This is a genomic window from Mycobacterium sp. SM3041, from assembly GCF_039668335.1.
Taxonomy (GTDB): Bacteria; Actinomycetota; Actinomycetes; order Mycobacteriales; family Mycobacteriaceae; genus Mycobacterium.
The window spans coordinates 116,955-136,045 of record NZ_JAYXBQ010000001.1; the positions used below are offsets into that span (position 1 = coordinate 116,955).

At 66.8% G+C, this 19,091-nt stretch carries 16 protein-coding genes and 1 pseudogene; 15 read left to right on the forward strand and 2 right to left on the reverse strand.

Annotated elements, in window-relative coordinates; genetic code table 11:
- Positions 1-188 precede the first annotated feature (188 nt).
- From VXD91_RS00510 to clpX, 5 genes are all read left to right on the forward strand, one after another.
- Positions 189-1,403, forward strand: a complete 1,215-nt coding sequence (locus VXD91_RS00510) for a hypothetical protein (RefSeq protein ID WP_346414367.1) — start codon at positions 189-191, stop codon at positions 1,401-1,403.
- Complete coding sequence (locus VXD91_RS00515) at positions 1,400-1,894, forward strand: hypothetical protein (protein WP_346414368.1); 495 nt, start codon at positions 1,400-1,402, stop codon at positions 1,892-1,894. The genes VXD91_RS00510 and VXD91_RS00515 overlap by 4 nt, the downstream gene beginning before the upstream one ends.
- Before the next feature lie 19 nt (positions 1,895-1,913).
- Positions 1,914-3,035, forward strand: a complete 1,122-nt coding sequence (locus VXD91_RS00520; protein WP_346414369.1) for a BTAD domain-containing putative transcriptional regulator — start codon at positions 1,914-1,916, stop codon at positions 3,033-3,035.
- Positions 3,036-3,079: 44 nt separating this feature from the next.
- A complete protein-coding gene (locus tag VXD91_RS00525) occupies positions 3,080-3,733 on the forward strand; it encodes an RsiV family protein (RefSeq protein ID WP_346414370.1) in 654 nt (217 codons plus the stop codon).
- 341 nt (positions 3,734-4,074) lie between these two features.
- A complete protein-coding gene (gene clpX / locus VXD91_RS00530; RefSeq protein WP_346414371.1) occupies positions 4,075-5,355 on the forward strand; it encodes an ATP-dependent Clp protease ATP-binding subunit ClpX in 1,281 nt (426 codons plus the stop codon).
- Between the two features lie 52 nt (positions 5,356-5,407).
- Here clpX and fdhD read toward each other — a convergent pair whose 3' ends face one another.
- Positions 5,408-6,232: a formate dehydrogenase accessory sulfurtransferase FdhD gene (gene fdhD / locus VXD91_RS00535; protein WP_212812326.1), complete on the reverse strand. Its 825-nt coding sequence runs from the start codon at positions 6,230-6,232 to the stop codon at positions 5,408-5,410.
- Positions 6,220-8,523: an FdhF/YdeP family oxidoreductase gene (locus VXD91_RS00540; protein ID WP_212812325.1), complete on the reverse strand. Its 2,304-nt coding sequence runs from the start codon at positions 8,521-8,523 to the stop codon at positions 6,220-6,222. The genes fdhD and VXD91_RS00540 overlap by 13 nt, the downstream gene beginning before the upstream one ends.
- 330 nt (positions 8,524-8,853) lie before the next feature.
- Between VXD91_RS00540 and VXD91_RS00545 the strand changes: the two genes are divergently transcribed.
- The 10 genes and pseudogenes from VXD91_RS00545 to VXD91_RS00590 all read left to right on the forward strand — a co-directional run bounded on the left by VXD91_RS00545 (position 8,854) and on the right by VXD91_RS00590 (position 19,063).
- Complete coding sequence (locus VXD91_RS00545; protein WP_346414372.1) at positions 8,854-10,233, forward strand: MBL fold metallo-hydrolase; 1,380 nt, start codon at positions 8,854-8,856, stop codon at positions 10,231-10,233.
- A gap of 20 nt (positions 10,234-10,253) precedes the next feature.
- Positions 10,254-11,456 (forward strand): FAD/NAD(P)-binding oxidoreductase, encoded by a 1,203-nt coding sequence (locus VXD91_RS00550; protein ID WP_346414373.1) that lies wholly within the window; start codon positions 10,254-10,256, stop codon positions 11,454-11,456.
- A 34-nt stretch (positions 11,457-11,490) separates the two neighbouring features.
- On the forward strand, positions 11,491-11,853 hold the full coding sequence (gene trxA, locus VXD91_RS00555) for a thioredoxin (protein WP_212812322.1): 363 nt from the start codon (positions 11,491-11,493) through the stop codon (positions 11,851-11,853).
- A 67-nt stretch (positions 11,854-11,920) separates the two neighbouring features.
- The gene (locus VXD91_RS00560) at positions 11,921-12,700 is read left to right on the forward strand and encodes a sulfite exporter TauE/SafE family protein (RefSeq protein WP_212812321.1); all 780 of its coding nucleotides are present in this window, start codon (positions 11,921-11,923) and stop codon (positions 12,698-12,700) included.
- A gap of 95 nt (positions 12,701-12,795) precedes the next feature.
- Entirely contained in the window at positions 12,796-12,948 is a 153-nt protein-coding gene (locus VXD91_RS00565; protein WP_020102196.1) for a hypothetical protein, read from the forward strand.
- 351 nt (positions 12,949-13,299) lie between these two features.
- A complete protein-coding gene (locus tag VXD91_RS00570; RefSeq protein WP_212812320.1) occupies positions 13,300-15,255 on the forward strand; it encodes a 2-oxoacid:acceptor oxidoreductase subunit alpha in 1,956 nt (651 codons plus the stop codon).
- Positions 15,252-16,334: a 2-oxoacid:ferredoxin oxidoreductase subunit beta gene (locus VXD91_RS00575; RefSeq protein WP_212812319.1), complete on the forward strand. Its 1,083-nt coding sequence runs from the start codon at positions 15,252-15,254 to the stop codon at positions 16,332-16,334. The genes VXD91_RS00570 and VXD91_RS00575 overlap by 4 nt, the downstream gene beginning before the upstream one ends.
- Positions 16,335-16,341: 7 nt before the next feature.
- Positions 16,342-16,920 (forward strand): molybdenum cofactor guanylyltransferase, encoded by a 579-nt coding sequence (gene mobA / locus VXD91_RS00580; protein ID WP_212812318.1) that lies wholly within the window; start codon positions 16,342-16,344, stop codon positions 16,918-16,920.
- Positions 16,921-17,885: 965 nt separating this feature from the next.
- A pseudogene (locus tag VXD91_RS00585) lies at positions 17,886-18,107 on the forward strand (transglycosylase family protein); the annotation flags it as partial.
- 143 nt (positions 18,108-18,250) lie between these two features.
- Complete coding sequence (locus VXD91_RS00590) at positions 18,251-19,063, forward strand: alpha/beta fold hydrolase (RefSeq protein ID WP_212812316.1); 813 nt, start codon at positions 18,251-18,253, stop codon at positions 19,061-19,063.
- Positions 19,064-19,091: the final 28 nt, after the last annotated feature.

Below are 19,091 nucleotides of genomic sequence, written 5' to 3' on the forward strand. Positions count from 1 at the left end.
TCCCGTATTCGATTGCGTGCGTTGATCGCCGGGGAGTGGTCCTCCCCGGCAAGAAGACTAATTGACGCAGCTGGAACATTATGTCGAATGTCGAAGGCCGCCGCTCGGCGCGCGCCAAGAATTCACCAAGACGACCACCGCACCCTGTGACACGACCACGAATTCCGGCCATTCGAACAGGACCTGCCATGAGTCGACACCCACACCGCACCGCCGCCGCTCTGGCCTCGGCCGCCCTGGCCGTGTCCCTGACGGTCGGATTGCCAGTGGCCCAGGCGAATCCGACTCCCGATGCCGCGATGCAGGTGCCGTGGAACCAGGTCGGTGACGGCTGGACCCTGGCCACCTGGAATCCGGTCGCCGCACGCCGTCCGGGTGAGCGGCCCGCGCCCGACGAGGCGCCGCCCGAGAAGGCCGCCGACACCCTGTACCTGATCGATCCGGCGGGGCACCGGTACGCCATCACGACGTTCGCGCCCAACGACAAGGGGTGGAAGCCGCATCTGCTGGACTGGTCGGGTGACGGCGGTCGGGCGCTGTTCTCGATGGGTGACGACACCGTCATCGTGGTCGATCTGCACACCGGCCACCAGACGTCCTTCCCGACGCGCGCCTCCGCCCGTTTCAGCCGCCCGAACGGCCAGGCGATCGTGCTGTCGAGCAGCAGCCAGGACCAGCCGAGCACCTTGCAGCGCGTCGACCTCGCCGGCAACGTGCAACTGACCTACCCGACCGAGAACCTCGCCGGCGCCGGCCGATTCGGCGGCGACTACCTGGAAACCCCCGACGGCACGACGCTCGTGCTGTCGACGGCCAACCGGCGCAACGACGCGGCCCCGCGAACGGACAACAGCTTCGTGCTCATGGGCAATGACGGCACCGTCGGGCGGGTGCTGCCGGTACCGATGCCCGGCGCCGTCTGCCGGACGACGCGGTGGCTGGCACCAACGGATTTCGTCGCCAGTTGCACGGCGCAGAAGTCCGCCGGAAGCCAGCTGTGGAAGGTGCCGATCGACGGCTCGGCGCCGACCGCGCTCACCGCCGTCAACAACGCGAAGAACGAACCGGGATTCGACGGCGACTACGGCGATATCGACGCCTGGCAGTTGCCCAGCGGCACCTTCGTGCAGTCGCTCGGTGCTTGTGGCGTCATCTTCCTCTCCCGCGTGACCGCCGACGGGCATACCGAACGGGTCCGGGTGCCGGGCGCGGGCAACAACATCGACGTCGTCGGGGCGTCCGGCGACTCGTTGATCCTGAAGTCGACGAGCGGCTGCAGCCCGTCGACGGCGCTGATGGCCTACGACCCAGCCGTCAACGCCACCAAGGTGCTGCTCGGCCCCACCGTGAACGACGGCCGCGTCGTCGACGCCATGACATTCGCGGAGGGCTACCGGTCATGAGGCGGTTCGCGTCCGCGCTGGTGGCCGTCGCTGCCGCGGCCACCCTGTCGCCGGCCGCGCACGCCGACGACCAGCTGACCGCCGAGGCCTGCGGCTGGGTGCACCCCGACGAAGCCGCGGTCTTTCTCGACGGTCCGGCGACGGCCGAACCGATCCGGACCCAACTGCCCGAATTGTCTTGTGTCTACCGGGCTTTCGACGAGCCACTGGGGCGGCGGAGCCTGGAATCCGACGTCCGGTTCGCCGATGCGTTCCCGTGGGACGCCGCGACGACATTCCGCCAGGTGGCCGAGTGGCCCAGGGCCACCGCGGTCGACGGCGTGGGCCTCAAGGCGGTCTGCACGTACGAACCGAATGTCACGCCGCCGTCGACGACGCTCACGGTGCTGTTGACGGGCGAACGGATCTATCGCGTCACGGGCAGTTACGTGTGGCGGTGCGAAACGCTGAAGACGTTCGCGGAACTGGCAATAGCCCGCATCGGCCGATAGCACCCGATACCCTCGGCCCATGCGGCCGACCGGAATCGATTTCGGTGTTCTGGGCACGCTGCGGATGGCCGTCGACGACCGCGTCGTCTCGCTGGGCGCACCCAAGCAGCGCGCGGTGTTCGCGATGCTGCTGCTGAGCCGCGGCCGCCCGGTGTCGGTGGACGCGTTGATCGACGCGGTATGGGAGCAGTCACCGGCCGCGGCCGCCCGCACCGCGCTGCACTCCTACATCTCCAATCTCCGAAAGATCCTGGCGGAGTCCGGAATGCCGCGGGAGACCCTGGCCGCCGCCCCGCCCGGATATCGACTCGACGTGCCGGAGGACGCGACCGACCTGGGGCGCTTCGAGAAGGAGAAGGTCGCCGGGGTACGGGCGGCGGCCGCCGGTCAGTTCCCGTCCGCGGCGGTACACCTGTCGGCGGCTCTGGCGCAGTGGCGGGGTCCGGTCCTCGGCGACCTGTCCGACTTCGCCTTCGTCGATGCCGTCGCGGCCGCGCTGGTCGACGAGCGCATTTCCGTGGAGACCGCCCGTGCGGAAGCCGAAATCGCCTGTGGCCAGGCTGCTCTGGTGATCGGCCCACTGGAGACCCTCGTCGCCGAACACCCGTACCGCGAACCCCTGTGGGCGCAGTTGATCACCGCGTACTACAGCTGCGGACGACAGGCGGACGCGCTCGACGCGTTCCGCCGCGTGAAGTCCATCCTGGCCGAGGACCTCGGTATCGATCCCGGCTCGGCGATAAGTGCCCTGCAGCAACGCATTCTGCGTCAGGAACCACTCGACGTACAGGGCGCCGCGCAGGCGACGGCGGTGCACACCATCGGCCGGCTGCGGTCCGGCTCGACCCGGTCGACCGCATCCCGGGCGGGGCTGCGCGACGCGTCCGGGCAATGGTTTGCCTTGCGCGCGATGGCGACCCGCATCGGTCGCCTGGCCGACAACGACATCGTGCTCGACGCGGCAGACGTCAGCCGCCACCACGCCGTCATCGTCGACGCGGGCACCGGACCGGTGATGGTGGACCTGCGCTCGGCCAACGGCGTGTACGTGCAGGGCACGCGCATCGAGGCCAACACCAACCTGTTCGACGGCGACCGTATCCGCATCGGCGCGCATGAATTCACCCTCGAACTCCGGTAGGGCACGCCAAGAATCTGCCAAGGGCTGCGGCGAACCATGTGGGCATGAGGATTTCGGTTCTTGCCCTGGCCGCGGTGGTGACGTTCCTGAGCGTCGCGCCGGCGGCGTCGGCGCAGCAGGCGTGTGGTGCCCTGGGCGGGACACCCGACGCCACCGGCATGTGCCGGATCCATGAGGTCGGTACCGGATACGAACGGACCGTCGCTTTCCCGGTCGACTATCCGGACCAGCGGGCGGTCGCGGATTTTCTGGCCCAGGACCGCGACGGTTTCGTCGGCTGGGTCGCCGACTTCGGCGGCGGCCGGGTGTACACGGAGACCGTGACGCGGACGGTGTACCGCTCGGCGCGGAGCCAGAGCCTGGTGCTCAAGGTCGTCGACCCGACGGGCCTGGCCCACGAAGGACATCCCGACATCCGGTACCGGACCTTCACGTACGGCGCCGGCGGACCGGTCACCATCGACTCGCTGTTCGGCCCGGGCTCCGATCCGGTGGCGATCCTGACGCCGGTGGTGCAGCGCGCGTTGAAGGCGCGCAACGCGGCGCTGATCGAACCGGACCGCGCCTCGTACCGGAACTTCGCGCTCACCGACGACGCCGTCACCTTCTTTTTCGGCGAGAGCCAGCTTGCGGGCAACGGTGGCCCGCTCACGGTGGCGGTGCCGGTCGACGAGCTGGGCGGTCGGCTCCAGGGATAGCCCGCACGGGTCGGGTGCTTGCGCTGGCCGCGAAATGCGTCGGCAGCTTCGATGTGCACACGGTAGGGTTGCGGATAGGTGAACAGCCCTGATCAGAGGCCTGCCGAGCCAACGCCACCCGGCGCCGGAAAGACACGCCAGAATCACGGTCAGCGCGCCGAGGGGTGGCAAGCCACCGATCGGGCTATGTTCTCCTGCACACGGATAAATACCACCGGAGCGATTCGACCCTTTCGGTCGCACCGCGACGGAGCGAACGGGTAGCGTCGGGATCACACCCGCAGTAACCCACTATCTGGTGTAACGACTGACGGCGACCGGAGAAAGTAGGGCCTCACCCCATGGCGCGCATCGGAGACGGCGGTGACCTGCTGAAGTGCTCGTTCTGTGGAAAGAGCCAGAAGCAGGTCAAGAAGCTGATTGCTGGACCTGGCGTCTACATCTGCGACGAGTGCATCGATCTCTGCAACGAGATCATCGAGGAGGAGCTGGCCGACGCCGACGACGTCAAGCTCGACGAGCTGCCCAAGCCCCAGGAGATCCGGGACTTCCTCGAGGGCTACGTCATCGGTCAGGACAACGCCAAGAAGACGCTGGCCGTGGCCGTCTACAACCACTACAAGCGCATCCAGGCGCAGGAGAAGTCGCGCGACTCCCGGGGTGAGCCGGTCGAGCTCGCGAAGTCGAACATCCTGATGCTCGGGCCGACCGGTTGCGGCAAGACCTACCTGGCGCAGACCCTCGCCAAGATGCTCAACGTGCCGTTCGCGATCGCCGACGCGACCGCGCTGACCGAGGCCGGCTACGTCGGCGAGGACGTCGAGAACATCCTGCTGAAGCTGATCCAGGCCGCCGACTACGACGTCAAGCGCGCCGAGACCGGCATCATCTACATCGACGAGGTCGACAAGATCGCCCGCAAGAGCGAGAACCCGTCGATCACCCGCGACGTGTCCGGCGAGGGCGTGCAGCAGGCCCTGCTGAAAATCCTCGAGGGGACGCAGGCGTCGGTACCGCCGCAGGGCGGTCGCAAGCACCCGCACCAGGAATTCATCCAGATCGACACCACCAACGTGCTGTTCATCGTGGCCGGTGCGTTCGCGGGCCTCGAGAAGATCGTGTCCGACCGGGTCGGCAAGCGCGGTCTGGGCTTCGGCGCCGAGGTGCACTCCAAGGCCGAGATCGACACCCAGGACCACTTCGCCGAGGTGCTGCCCGAAGACCTGATCAAGTTCGGCCTGATCCCCGAGTTCATCGGCCGTCTCCCGGTCGTGGCGTCGGTGACCAACCTGGACAAGGAATCGCTGGTGTCGATCCTGTCCAAGCCGAAGAACGCCCTGGTCAAGCAGTACGTCCGGCTCTTCGAGATGGACGGGGTGGAGCTGGAGTTCACCGGCGACGCCCTCGATGCCATCGCCGACCAGGCCATTCACCGCGGCACCGGTGCCCGTGGCCTGCGCGCCATCATGGAAGAGGTCCTGCAGCCCGTGATGTTCGACATCCCGAGCCGCGACGACGTCGCCAAGGTGGTCGTCACCAAGGAAACCGTGCAGGACAACGTGCTGCCGACCATCGTGCCGCGCAAGGCCCCGCGCTCGGAGCGTCGCGACAAGAGCGCATAGTTCTCTCCAATGGAAAAGCCCCCGCCGCGGCGGGGGCTTTTTCGTTTCACCGCTATCGGGCGATGCGGTCCGGCCGGGTGTAGACGTTCATCGACTCGCCGCGGAGGAACGCCACCAGGGTGAGCCCGGCCTGGCTGGCCAGGTCGACTGCCAACGAGGACGGTGCGGACACCGCGGCGAGCACCGGGATGCCGGCCATGACGGCCTTCTGCGTCAGTTCGAACGAGGCCCGGCCGCTGACCAGCAGGACGGTGCCGGTCAGCGGAACGCGGCCCTGCTCGAGCGCCCAGCCGATCACCTTGTCGACCGCGTTGTGGCGGCCGATGTCCTCGCGGGCGACGAACATCTCGCCGTCGGCGCTGAACAGCGCGGCGGCGTGCAGTCCGCCGGTGCTGTTGAACACCTTCTGGGCCTGCCGCAGCTGCTGGGGCAGGGCCGACAGCGTGGCGTTGGTGACCGTCGTCGGGTCGTCGCCGGGGGAGTAGTGGCTGACGGTCCGGACGGCGTCGATCGACGCCTTGCCGCACACGCCGCACGACGAGGTGGTGTAGAAATTGCGCGTCACGTCGACCGAGGGCGGCGGGACGTGCGGTGCCAACATCACGTCGAGCACGTTGTAGGTGTTGGTGCCGTCTTCGGTGGCGCCGCGGCAGTAGGCGACGCGGGCGATGTCGTCGCGGTGCGCGATGACGCCCTCGGTGAGCAGAAACCCTTGGGCCAGTTCGACATCCGAGCCCGGCGTCCGCATGGTGACGGTGAGGGGAGTGCCGTTGACCCGGATTTCCAGGGGTTCTTCGACAGCCAGGGTCTCCGGGCGGGAGACCGCGCCGCCGGCGGTGACGTGTTCGGCTCGGCGCCGTGCGGTTACCCGACCCACGGTTCCAGCCTGATCACCACGGCTTTGGACACCGGCGTATTGGATTTCCGGGCAGTGTGGTCCAACGGGATCAACGGGTTGGTCTCCGGGTAGTAGGCCGCGGCGTTGCCCGCGGGCGTCGAATAGGGCACCACCAGAAAGTCTTTCGCACGGCGCTCCTGGCCGTCGAACTCGGAGACCAGGTCGACACGGCTGCCCTCGGCCAGGCCGAGCGCCGCGATGTCGGCCGGGTTGACGAACACCACGCGCCGGCCGCCCTTGACGCCGCGGTAGCGGTCGTCCAGGCCGTAGATGGTGGTGTTGTACTGGTCGTGGCTGCGCAGGGTCTGCAGCACCAGCCGGCCCTCGGGCACGGGCACCCATTCGAGGGGCTCGATCGAGAAATTGGCTTTGCCTGTGTGCGTGGGGAATTCGCGGGAATCCCGGGGCGGGTGAGGCAGCTGGAAGCCGTCCGGCCGGCGGACCCGGGTGTTGTAGTCGGCGCAGCCGGGGACCACGTCGGCGATGGCGTCGCGGATGCCGTCGTAGTCGGCGTTGAAGGATTCCCACGGCACCGGGTGCGCCGGCCCGAGCAGGGTCCGGGCCAGCTGGCAGACGATCGCGACCTCGCTGCGCACCTGGTCACTGGGTGGGGTCAGGCCACCGCGCGACAGATGCACCATCGACATCGAATCCTCCACCGACACCACCTGTTTACCTCCGGCCTGGAAGTCTTTGTCGGTGCGGCCGAGGGTGGGCAGGATCAGTGCGGTGCGGCCGTGGATGACGTGGCTGCGGTTGAGCTTCGTCGAAATCTGTACCGTCAGAGCGCAATTGCGCATCGCCGCGGCGGTGACGTCGGTGTCGGGCGTGGCCGAGACGAAGTTGCCGCCCATGCCGATGAAGACCTTGGCGTGCCCGTCACGCATGGCCCGGATTCCGTCGACGGTGTCGTGACCGTGCTTGCGCGGGGAGGTGATACCGAACCGGGCGTCCAGCGCGGCCAGGAACTCTTCGGGCATCTTCTCCCAGATGCCCATGGTCCGGTCGCCCTGCACGTTGGAGTGGCCGCGCACGGGACACACGCCCGCCCCGGGCTTTCCGATCATGCCGCGCATGAGCAGCAGATTGGTGGCCTCACCGATGGTGGCCACGGCGTGCTTCTGCTGGGTCAGGCCCATCGCCCAGCAGATGATGGTGCGCTCCGAGCGGACCAACGCGTCGGCGACCCGCTGCAACTGGTCGCGGCTGATGCCGCTGGCCGCGGTGACGATGTCCAGATCGACTGCACGGGTTCGGGATTCGTAGTCGTCGAAGCCGGCGCAGTGCCGGTCGACGAAATCGCGGTCCACCACGGTTCCGGGCGCCCGATCCTCGGCCTCCAGCAGGAGCCGGCCCAGGCCGGCGAACAGCGCCATGTCGCCGCCGATGCGGATCTGTACGAACTCGTCGGCGATGGGCACCCCGTGGCCGACGACGCCGTGCACCTTCTGCGGGTCCTTGAACCGCATCAGTCCGGCCTCGGGCAGCGGGTTGATCGCCATGATCTTGGCGCCGCGTGCTTTTGCCTTCTCCAGCACCGACAGCATGCGCGGGTGGTTGGTGCCCGGGTTCTGTCCGGCGATGACGATGCAGTCGGCGTGGATGACGTCGTCGACGGTGACCGAGCCCTTGCCGATGCCGATCGACTCGACCAGCGCGGTGCCCGACGACTCGTGGCACATGTTGGAACAGTCCGGCAGGTTGTTGGTGCCGAAACTGCGCGCGAGCAGTTGGTACAGGAAGGCGGCCTCGTTGCTGGTGCGGCCTGAGGTGTAGAACAGCGCTTCGTCGGGGCTGGCGAGGGCGTTCAGCTCGTCGGCGATCAGTCGGTAGGCGTCGGCCCAGTCGATCGGACGGTAATGGCTGTCGCCGGGCGCCAGCACCATCGGATGCGTGAGGCGGCCCTGCTGGGACAGCCAGTATTCGGGCTTCTCGGCAAGTTCGGCGACCGAATGCCGGGCGAAGAATTCCGGGGTGACGCGGCGCCGCGTCGCCTCCTCGGCGACGGCTTTGGCGCCGTTCTCGCAGAACTCGGCCAGCTTGCGTCCGCCGTGTTCCTCCGGCCACGCGCAGCCCGGGCAGTCGAAGCCGTGCCGCTGGTTGATCTTGGTCAACGTTTCCGCGGTGCGCAGCGGCCCCATCTGCTCGATGGTGCGGCGCATGCTGACCATCACGGCCTTGACGCCGGCGGCCTCGTGCTTCGCCCCCGTGACCGCTACGTCGTGTTCGTCGTAGGTGGCATCGACGTCGTTGTCGCTGACAGTGGTCATTCTCCCAATCTAATCCTCACAATCGGCCGGATCAGGCCGAGAGACGGCGTTGGTGATCGGCATTTCAGATGCACCGATAGGCGGCACCTATCACTGGTCGGTACAGCGCCGGTGACCCGCAACGCTGAGGTAGCGCGGGCAGCAGGCAGCGGTGCGGGACCTAAGTCTCTAGGCCGGGCATATGGGTCGGGGTAGCTTTCAGGAGAGCGCGAAAAATACCCCCACCCGTATTTTCGTAAGTTGGAATAAGATACCCCCGGGGGTATATTGAATACCCGTGAGGGTATAGCTCAGAGTGGTGCTACCCAATGAGGAGAAAGAAGATCGACGATGATCCTGCAGCAGTACTACCTGGACTGTCTGTCGCACGCGTCCTACCTGATCGGTGACGAAACCACCGGCCGCGCAGTCGTTGTGGACCCGCAGCGCGATGTGGCCGGGTACCTTGCCGATGCCAAGGAGCTTGGGCTGACCATCGAATTGGTCATCGAGACCCACTTTCACGCAGACTTCCTCTCCGGTCACCTCGAGCTCGCCGAGGCCACCGGCGCGAAGATCGTCTACTCGGCTGTCGCCGAGACCGAGTTCGAGTCGGTCGGTGTCGCCGACGGTGAGCGGTACTCGCTGGGCGACGTGACGCTCGAGTTCCGGCACACGCCCGGGCATACCCCGGAGTCGATGAGCGTGGTGGTGTACGAGCACGCCGACGACCAGACGCCCTACGGCGTCATGACCGGGGACACTCTGTTCATCGGTGATGTCGGTCGCCCCGACCTGCTGGCCTCGATCGGTTTCACGCGAGAAGAACTGGCGGACAAGCTGTATGAGTCGCTGCACAACAAACTGATGACGCTGCCCGATGCGACGCGGGTGTATCCGGCGCATGGCGCGGGCTCGGCTTGCGGCAAGAATCTGTCGACCGATCTGTGGTCGACGATCGGCGACCAGAAGGCGACGAACTACGCACTACGTGCCGCCGATAAGGCGACGTTCATGAACCTCGTCACCGAAGGGCAGCCGCCCGCGCCGGGTTACTTCGTCTACGACGCGATCCTCAACCGCAAGGATCGCGAGCTGCTGGACGAGACCAAGATGCCGTCGGCCCTGACCTATGAGCAGGCTCGCGCGGCGATCGACGCCGGCGCTGTCCTCGTGGACGGCCGTGGCCCCGAAGAATTCGCGCAGGGTCACCTGCGCGGCGCGGTCAACATCGGCCTGCAAGGTCGTTACGCCGAGTTCGCCGGCTCAGTCCTGCCGTCCGACGTCGATATCGTGCTGTTCACCGAGCCCGGCGAGGAGCTCGAGGGTAAGAACCGGCTCGCCCGGATCGGCTTCGACCGGGTGATCGGCTACGTGGCAGAGCCGTACGCGGCGCTGGTCGCGCACCAGAATGACGTGCAGGTGGCATCGAGGTTGACCACCAAGGCATTTGGCGAAAGGGCCGCCGAGCTGCCGAACCTGCAGATCGTCGATGTCCGCAACCCCGGCGAGGTCGCGGCCGGCACCATCCCGAACGCCGTCGCCATCCCGGTGGGCCAGTTGCCCGCCCGGATCGGCGAGCTCGACCCCGCCAAACCGACCGTGGTCTATTGCGCCGGCGGCTACCGCTCGTCGGTCGCGGCAAGTCTGTTGCGGCGGAACGGATTCGACGACGTCAGCGACATCTTGGGCGGGTATGGCGCCTGGGCACAAGCCGTCGAGAACGCCTGAAGACAGGAGACATCACAGCTATGACCATCACTGCCAAACACCAGATCGTGATCGTTGGCGGCGGCACCGCCGGCATCACGGTCGCGGCCCGGCTGCGGCGTAAGGGCTACACCGGCGTCGCGGTCATCGAACCCTCGGACAAGCATTACTACCAACCGCTGTGGACCCTTGTCGGCGGCGGACAAGCCCGGGCTGCCGCCACCGAACGCGCCGAGTCCTCGGTGATGCCCAAGGGAGTGACGTGGATCCGGAAGGCCGCGAGCGCTTTTGATCCCGATGCCAACACGGTCACCTGTACCGACGGCACCACCTACGAGTACGACGCGCTCGTCGTCTGTCCAGGCATCCAACTCGATTGGGATCGCACCGAGGGACTGGCGGAGACCCTGGGACGTGACGGAGTCTCCTCGAACTATCGCTTCGACCTCGCACCCCGGACCTGGGATTTCATCCGGAACCTGCGTTCGGGCACCGCGGTGTTCACCATGCCTTCCGGAGCCATCAAGTGCGCCGGCGCTCCGCAGAAGATCGCGTATCTGGCCTCCGACTACTGGCGGTCACAGGGCGTGCTCAAGGACATTGACGTCCACCTGGTCATGCCGGGCGCGCGGCCGTTCGGGATTCCCGCGATCGCGGACAGTCTCGACAAGGTGATCGCCGACTACGACATCACCCTGCACACCAACTCCGAGGTGACCCTGGTCGACGCGGCGTCGCACAAGGTCGGCGTCACCAGTGTGGGGGAGGGCGGAACCGACGCCATGCTGCCGTACGACGTCCTGCACGCCGTGCCGCGGCAGTCCGCACCGGACTGGATCAAACGCAGCGCGCTGTCGACGGGTGACGCCATGGGCTACGTCGACATCGACAAGCACACCATGCAGCACGTGCGGTACCCCAACGTCTTCAGCCTCGGTGACGCCGGTTCGTCGCCGAACTCGAAGACCGGCGCCGCGATCCGCAAGCAGGCCCCGGTGGTGGTCGAGAACATCGACTCCTTCTTGACCGGCCGTCCGCTGGGGGCGTCGTACGACGGCTACTCGTCGTGCCCGATCGTCACGTCGTCGGACGCGATGCTGCTCGCCGAATTCGACTACGACTTCAACCTGAAGCCGTCGTTCCCGCTGCTCGATCCGGTCATCCCGCACCGGGCGTACTGGTACCTGAAGAAGTACGGACTGCCGTTCATGTACTGGAATCTGATGTTGAAAGGCCTTGCTTAGCAAGGTAATTGCTCGACCATGAAAGGAATTCGTCATGACCACCAAAACCCTGACCGCCGCCGACTTCGAGGCGACCATCACCGGCAATCCCATTGTTCTCATCGATTTCTGGGCGTCGTGGTGCGGTCCGTGTCGTGCATTCGCTCCGGTTTTCGACCGATCGGCGCAGTCGCACCCTGATGTGGTGCACGCCAAGGTCGACACCGAAGCGCAGCAGCAGCTTGCCGCGGCGCTCGAAATCCAGGCGGTCCCAACGATCATGGCGTTCCGCGACGGCATCCTCGTGTACCGCCAGCCCGGTGCGATGCCGGCCGCGGCGCTCGAGGATCTGATCACCCGGGTCAAGGCGCTCGACATGGCCGATGTGCGTGCCCAGATCGCAGCCAAGACGCACTGACCGAGATGTCGTCGCGCGCATGCGCGCGACGCGTCCCGCCGTTTCCGTTTGAGGAGAGTGACGTTCCGTGAATATCGTTCTCGCCCTTGGCCTGGGCGCCGTCATCGGCGTCCTGCTCGGCCTGCTCGGCGGCGGAGGTTCCATTCTGGCGGTACCGGCGTTGGTCTATGTGCTGGGGCTCGGCATCGAGCAGGCGATTCCGATGTCGCTATTGGTCGTCGGCATCGCCTCGGCGGTGGGCGCGCTGCCGAAGATTCGGGCCGGCCACGTCCAATGGCGGTTGGCCGCAGTCTTCTCGGCGGCCGGTATCCCGGCGACCTTCATCGGCAGCGCCATCGGCCGCCACCTGCCGCAGCCGGTGCTCCTCGTCGGCTTCGCCGCGGTCATGGTGCTCGCCGGAATCCGGATGCTGCAGGACAACGGCGGCACCGGTACCGCCTGCAGAGTCGGTGATTCCGGCATCGACTGGCGCCGCTGTGCCTCCAGATCGATTCCTGCGGGTTTCCTCGTCGGGCTGCTCACCGGACTCTTCGGCGTCGGCGGCGGCTTTCTGATCATTCCGGCGCTCGTGTTGATGCTCGGGGTGGAGATGCCCATCGCGATCGGTACCTCGCTGCTCATCATCGTCGCGAACTCGTTGGCGGGCCTGCTGTCCCACCTCAGCGGCACCAGCATCGATTGGACGGTCACCGCGGCGTTCGTCGGTACCGCGATCGTCGGTTCGCTGGTCGCCGGCCACCTGGGCACCCGGCTCGACACCGGGCGACTGCAGCGCTGGTTCGCCTACCTGGTCTTCGCGATCGCCGCGTATGTGCTCATGGACACCGTCGCCGTGAGCTTCTTGTGACGTGACCAGCGGTGTCCGCAAATCTTCACCGGACCGACATGTCGGCGTCCCGTCGCGTGACGTGCGCGGTTGCCCAGCTTCTGGACAATGGCCGTATGGATACCGATACCGGACGTGGTACGCCGGGTCGCCGCGCCTGGGCCGACCCGCTGGCGTTGGGGTTCCAGGCACACCGGCAGCTGATGTTGCTCCGCCTGCGGTGGCACGGCCGCCGTCTGGACACCCGTCCAGACGGGCAACCGGACTGACGCCTAATCGCTTGTGCCGCCGGATGTTTCCGATGCGGCCGAGTGCTAGCGCGGACCGCTACCGATCGGTAACCGCGTTCTTAGGAATTCCACCTGCCGGAACGTGATGAAAGCCACATTTTGACAGGTGTCAAGCGGCCGCAATCGATTTGACGTGCGCATTTGTGGGGCCGCCACACCGCCTGCAATGGCGCGTCCTGGCGAGTGCACCCTAAGAGAAGTGCAATAATCGGTACTAGCAGTGACATCAAAATTTTGGCGGGCGCCGGGCTGGCGATCGTGAGCACCGTTCTGCGGCGTCTCCGAAACAGTGCGACGGACGGTCGAAACAGAGTGTGAAAGGCAGGCGTCGTGGGTCTCAACGACGACGACAACGGCACCGGCGCCGGGAGTGGCGCAGCCTCGCGGCAGAAGCTCGAGAAGGTCGTCATCCGCTTCGCCGGTGACTCCGGCGACGGTATGCAGCTGACCGGTGACCGGTTCACTTCGGAAGCCGCGCTCTTCGGCAATGACCTTGCGACGCAGCCGAATTACCCCGCCGAGATCCGCGCACCACAGGGCACTCTGCCCGGTGTGTCGTCGTTCCAGATCCAGATCGCGGATTACGACATCCTCACCGCCGGTGACCGTCCCGACGTGCTGGTCGCCATGAACCCGGCCGCACTCAAGGCCAACGTCGCCGACCTGCCGCGCGGCGGCATGATCATCGCCAACTCCGACGAGTTCACCAAGCGCAACCTGGCCAAGGTCGGGTACGAGGAGAACCCGCTCGAGAACGACGAGCTGTCCGAGTTCGTCGTCATCCCGGTGGCGATGACCACGCTGACCCTGGCCGCCGTCGAGGCCATCGGCGCGACCAAGAAGGACGGTCAGCGCGCCAAGAACATGTTCGGGCTCGGCCTGCTGTCCTGGATGTACGGCCGCGAGCTGGAGCACAGCGAGGCCTTCATCCGTGAGAAGTTCGCCCGTAAGCCCGAGATCGCCGAGGCCAACGTGCTGGCGCTCAAGGCCGGCTGGAACTACGGCGAGACCACCGAGGCCTTCGGCACCACCTACGAGGTGGCCCCGGCCAAGCTCAAGTCCGGTGAATACCGCCAGATCTCCGGCAACACGGCCATGGCGTACGGCATCGTCGCCGCCGGTCAGCTGGGTGACATCCAGGTGGTGCTCGGCACCTACCCGATCACCCCGGCCAGCGACATCCTGCACGAGCTGTCCAAGCACAAGAACTTCAATGTCCTGACCTTCCAGGCCGAGGACGAGATCGCCGGTATCGGCGCGGCCATCGGTGCCTCGTACGGCGGCGCGCTCGGCGTGACCAGCACGTCGGGCCCCGGTGTCTCGCTGAAGTCGGAGGCCATCGGCCTCGCGGTGATGACCGAGCTGCCGCTCATCGTCATCGACGTGCAGCGCGGTGGCCCGTCCACCGGTCTGCCGACCAAGACCGAACAGGCCGACCTGCTGCAGGCGCTGTACGGCCGCAACGGCGAATCGCCCGTCGCGGTGCTGGCGCCCGCCTCCCCGTCGGACTGCTTCGACGTCGCGGTCGAGGCCGCGCGGATCGCCATCACCTACCACACGCCGGTGATCATCCTGTCCGACGGCGCCATCGCCAACGGTTCGGAGCCGTGGCGGATCCCGGACATCGCCGGCTACCCGGCCATCGAGCACACGTTCGCCAAGGCGGGCGAGCCGTTCCAGCCGTACGCGCGTGACCCCGAGACGCTGGGCCGCCAGTTCGCCATCCCCGGTACCGCGGGTCTGGAGCACCGCATCGGTGGTCTCGAGGCGGCCAACGGCTCGGGCAACATCTCCTACGAGCCCAAGAACCACGACCTCATGGTCCGGTTGCGCCAGCTCAAGATCGACGGCATCAAGGTGCCCGACCTCGAGGTCGACGACCCGAGCGGCGAAGCCGAGCTGCTGATGCTCGGTTGGGGCAGCTCGTACGGCCCGATTGGCGAAGCCTGCCGCCGCGCCCGGCGCAACGGCGTCAAGGTTGCCCACGCGCAGCTGCGCCACCTCAATCCGTTCCCGGCGAACCTCGAAGAGGTGCTGCGTAGGTACGACAAGGTCGTCGTGCCGGAGATGAACCTCGGCCAGCTGGCGCTCCTGCTGCGCGGCAAGTACCTGGTCGACGTCCAGTCGGTGACCAAGGTCGAGGGCATGGCGTTCCTGGCCGACGAGGTCGAGGGCATCATCAGCGCGGCGCTGGACGGATCGCTGCGCGAGAAGGAAACTGACAAGGCCAAGTTCGCACGGCTGGCAGCCGCCACCGTGGAAACCGGTGTGGGAGCAAACGCATGACGGATCTGATCGGTGCTGATCTGGGCCTGACCGAAGCCCTCAGCAAGACTGCCCTGGTTCCGACCACGGACCAGCCGCAGAAGGGCAAGGACTTCACCAGCGACCAGGAGGTGCGCTGGTGCCCGGGTTGCGGTGACTACGTCATCCTCAACACCATCCGCAACTTCCTGCCGGAGCTGGGCCTGCGCCGCGAGAACATCGCGTTCGTCAGCGGCATCGGCTGCTCGAGCCGGTTCCCGTATTACCTGGAGACCTACGGCTTCCACTCGATCCACGGTCGTGCCCCGACCATCGCCACCGGTCTGGCGCTGGCGCGCCCGGACCTGTCGGTGTGGGTCGTCACCGGTGACGGTGACTCGCTGTCGATCGGTGGTAACCACCTGATCCACGCGCTGCGCCGCAACATCAACATCACGATCCTGCTGTTCAACAACCGGATCTACGGTCTGACCAAGGGTCAGTACTCGCCGACCTCCGAGGTCGGCAAGGTCACCAAGTCGACCCCGATGGGCTCGCTGGATCAGCCGTTCAACCCGGTGTCGCTGGCCCTGGGTGCCGAGGCGACGTTCGTCGGCCGCGCGCTGGACTCCGACCGCAAGGGTCTGACCGAGGTGCTCAAGGCCGCGGCCCAGCACCGCGGTGCCGCCATCGTCGAGATCCTGCAGGACTGCCCGATCTTCAACGACGGTTCGTTCGACGCGCTGCGCAAGGAAGGCGCCGAGGAGCGCCTGATCAACCTGCAGCACGGCCAGCCGATCACCTTCGGCGCGGAGAACGAGTACTGCGTGACCAAGTCCGGCTACGGACTGGAGATCGGCAAGACCGCCGACGTCGATCCGTCGGACATCGTGGTGCACAACGCTCACCTCGACGACCCGGCGTACGCCTTCGCGCTGTCGCGCCTGTCGGAGCAGAACCTCGAGCACACCGTGATGGGCATCTTCCGTCAGGTGAACCGCCCGACCTACGACGACGAAGCGCGGGCTCAGATCGCCTCTGCGCGGGAATCCAAGGCGCACGACACCGCCGCTCTGCAATCCTTGCTGCGTGGCAAGGACACCTGGACCGTCGAAGAGTAACGACACCTTGAACGAAGACGCCCCGCTGGCCGCAGTTGTACTGGCCGGCGGGGCGTCTCGTCGTATGGGGCGCGACAAGGCCACCGTGCGGTTCCGCGGGCCGGCGGGGGAGATCACGTTCGTCGAGCAGACGGTGGCGACGCTGCGGTCCCGCTGCCAGGCGGTGTTCGTCATCGCCGCCCGCGGCCAGGCGCTGCCTGACCTGGACGCGGAAGTGCTGCGCGACGCGACCCCGGGGGTCGGACCGCTGCTGGCCACCGCCCGTGGTTTGCGCGCCGCGGCCGACGCCGGATACCCGCGCGCGTTCGTATGTGCCGTCGACATGCCGTATCTGACGGCCGAGCTGATCGACGAGCTCGCCGAACACGCGGCCCGGGTCGACGCCGACGTGGTGCTGCCCTGGGACGGGCGGGACCACTACCTGGCGGGCATCTACCGGACCGCACTGGCCACTCGGGCCGACGAGCTGGTGGCCCACGGGCGGCGCAGCATGCGGGCCCTGGTCGACACCTCCGACACCCAGCGCGTGGTGATGGACCGGCAGCGGGCACTGGTCAACGTCAACAGCCCGGACGATTTCGTCTGACCCACAGCAAAGGTCCATCGCCCGGCTGTGAATCCCTGAATTCCTCGCTGTTCCACGAATTCGAATAACTGCGATTTCCGCGCTCTGCGCCCAATTCGGAAATTCATCGTCGCAATTCCGAACAATTCGTCGCCTGGGGCATTCGCGAATTCGAAACCTGTTGCAGTGCAACAGGTTTAGTTGTTCACCAGCGTAGGTGGTCGGTTAACGCTGCTCGAACAGTGCGCATCGGACGCATGAAAAGTGCTGATTGGCGGCGGTGTCGAGCGGCCCTAGCGAGTCCCGCCGGGTTTGACGCGTCCGTCGGCAGCGAACTGCGGCGCCGGCGCAACTGGATTTCACCGGGCGACACGCCGGATGTTTAGCGGCGGCGCTGCCGAAATGTGCCGCTGACCTGCGACGACTGTGACTCGTGTGAATTGAATTCTGTGTGCCACGCCACAATTTCATGGTGACCTCTATCACGAAATGTTGCCGAACCGTGATTTGTTAGGGGTGCTTTATATATCGCGTGACCTGCTTATGTTCCTCTCAGGTTCGGCTGTGATCTGCTTGTTATCTGGCTGGGACCGGTTCGACATTGCCGCGCGAATTCTTGCTACGGTCCTCGTGCTGCTCCAAGAGAGCAAACAACTGAAAAACCATGAACCTGCGTGTGAGCGGGATCGCGGTGGGACCAGAGCAGATGGCCTGTTGCCCGTGGCGTCCGCCGGCCTCGAGCCCGGACCGATCAAACCGCCCCCGCTGTCGTGTCCGACCGAGACGACACGATTCAGCCCCCTAACGCCTGCCCGGCAGGCAGCAGTTCGCACCGCCTATGCGCGGGCGATGTTTGGCGCGCGCTCGGCGAGAGGAACAACGTGAAGAACATCCGCACAACGCTTGGACTGGTTGCCGTTGCTGGGGCAGTTGCTGTGGCCCCGATGGTCATCGGAACCGGTACCGCGAATGCGGACGGCGGCCACAACTGGGACGCCGTTGCAGCCTGTGAGTCTGGTGGCAACTGGTCCATCAACACCGGCAACGGTTACTACGGCGGGCTGCAGTTCAACCTCGGCACCTGGCGTGCCAACGGTGGTTCGGGCATGCCCCACACCGCCAGCAAGGACGAGCAGATTCGAGTCGCCGAGAACGTCGCCGCCCGTCAGGGCATGGGCGCTTGGCCGGTCTGCGGCCGTCGGGGCTGATTCCCGAAGGCTCAGGGCGCCACAACCGCGCCGACGAGACAAGCAGAGGGCGCCGGACCACAAGGTCCGGCGCCCTTTGTCGTCGTCACCGCCGTTGCCCCGGCGTCCACGGATGATCCGTCACTTGATGAAACTATGGGGACATGGCGACGCATGACATCGCGACCGGCCTCGGCACCCTGCAGGTCCACGTCAGCGGCTCCGGTGCCCCGATTCTCCTGATGCCGAGCCTGCTGACCGATCACACGCTGTACGACGCTCAGGTGGCGCACCTCTCCGCCCGATACACCACGATCGCGGTCGACCCGCCGGGGCAGGGGCGCAGCGAACCGCTGCGCAGCGCCTTCACCTTCGCGGACAGCGCCAGGGCGTACATCGACGTCCTGGACGCGCTGGGGCTGCCGTGGGCGCACCTCGTCGGCAATTCGTGGGGCGCCATGATCGGCGGCACGATGTCGGCGACGTTCCCCGACCGGGTCGGGTGTGCGGTCCTGCTCAACGGCACGGCGTCCGAGGGGCCTCGCTGGGACCGTCTGCAGCTCGCGCTCGCGGCCCGGATGACCCGGCTGGCCGCGCGCCCACTCTTCGTGCGGTCGACGGTCGTGCCGCGCTTCCTCGGGAAGACGACGCGGCGGCGGCGGCCGGATCTGGTCGCCGGGCTGGTGACGATGATCAAGCGCAACGATGCCCGGTCCGCCAGCTTCGCGGTGGAGAGCATCGTGGTCAGGCGTCCCGACCAGCACGCGCTGTTCGGCCACATCGCCGTCCCGACACTGGTGGTGGCCGGTCGCGAGGACGCGAGCTTCCCCGTCGCCGAGGTGCGCCGGATGGCCGAGGCGATTCCGGGCTCGGAGTTGGTGGTCCTGGATCGGATCGGCCACCTGGCCGCCTATGAGGCGCCCGACACCGTCAATGCCCTCATCGACGACTTCCTCGACCGCCACCCCAGGCAATGATCGCGCGAGGCGGCGCCCCGTCATGTGC

Excerpts from the sequence above, each read along its gene's own strand:
- VXD91_RS00510 (WP_346414367.1), top strand. The coding sequence starts at position 189 with ATGAGTCGACACCCACACCGCACCGCCGCCGCTCTGGCCTCGGCCGCC.
- VXD91_RS00515 (WP_346414368.1), top strand. The coding sequence starts at position 1,400 with ATGAGGCGGTTCGCGTCCGCGCTGGTGGCCGTCGCTGCCGCGGCCACC.
- VXD91_RS00520 (WP_346414369.1), top strand. The coding sequence starts at position 1,914 with ATGCGGCCGACCGGAATCGATTTCGGTGTTCTGGGCACGCTGCGGATG.
- VXD91_RS00525 (WP_346414370.1), top strand. The coding sequence starts at position 3,080 with ATGAGGATTTCGGTTCTTGCCCTGGCCGCGGTGGTGACGTTCCTGAGC.
- clpX (WP_346414371.1), top strand. The coding sequence starts at position 4,075 with ATGGCGCGCATCGGAGACGGCGGTGACCTGCTGAAGTGCTCGTTCTGT.
- VXD91_RS00540 (WP_212812325.1), bottom strand. The coding sequence starts at position 8,523 with ATGACCACTGTCAGCGACAACGACGTCGATGCCACCTACGACGAACAC.
- VXD91_RS00545 (WP_346414372.1), top strand. The coding sequence starts at position 8,854 with ATGATCCTGCAGCAGTACTACCTGGACTGTCTGTCGCACGCGTCCTAC.
- VXD91_RS00550 (WP_346414373.1), top strand. The coding sequence starts at position 10,254 with ATGACCATCACTGCCAAACACCAGATCGTGATCGTTGGCGGCGGCACC.
- trxA (WP_212812322.1), top strand. The coding sequence starts at position 11,491 with ATGACCACCAAAACCCTGACCGCCGCCGACTTCGAGGCGACCATCACC.
- VXD91_RS00565 (WP_020102196.1), top strand. The coding sequence starts at position 12,796 with ATGGATACCGATACCGGACGTGGTACGCCGGGTCGCCGCGCCTGGGCC.
- VXD91_RS00575 (WP_212812319.1), top strand. The coding sequence starts at position 15,252 with ATGACGGATCTGATCGGTGCTGATCTGGGCCTGACCGAAGCCCTCAGC.
- VXD91_RS00590 (WP_212812316.1), top strand. The coding sequence starts at position 18,251 with ATGGCGACGCATGACATCGCGACCGGCCTCGGCACCCTGCAGGTCCAC.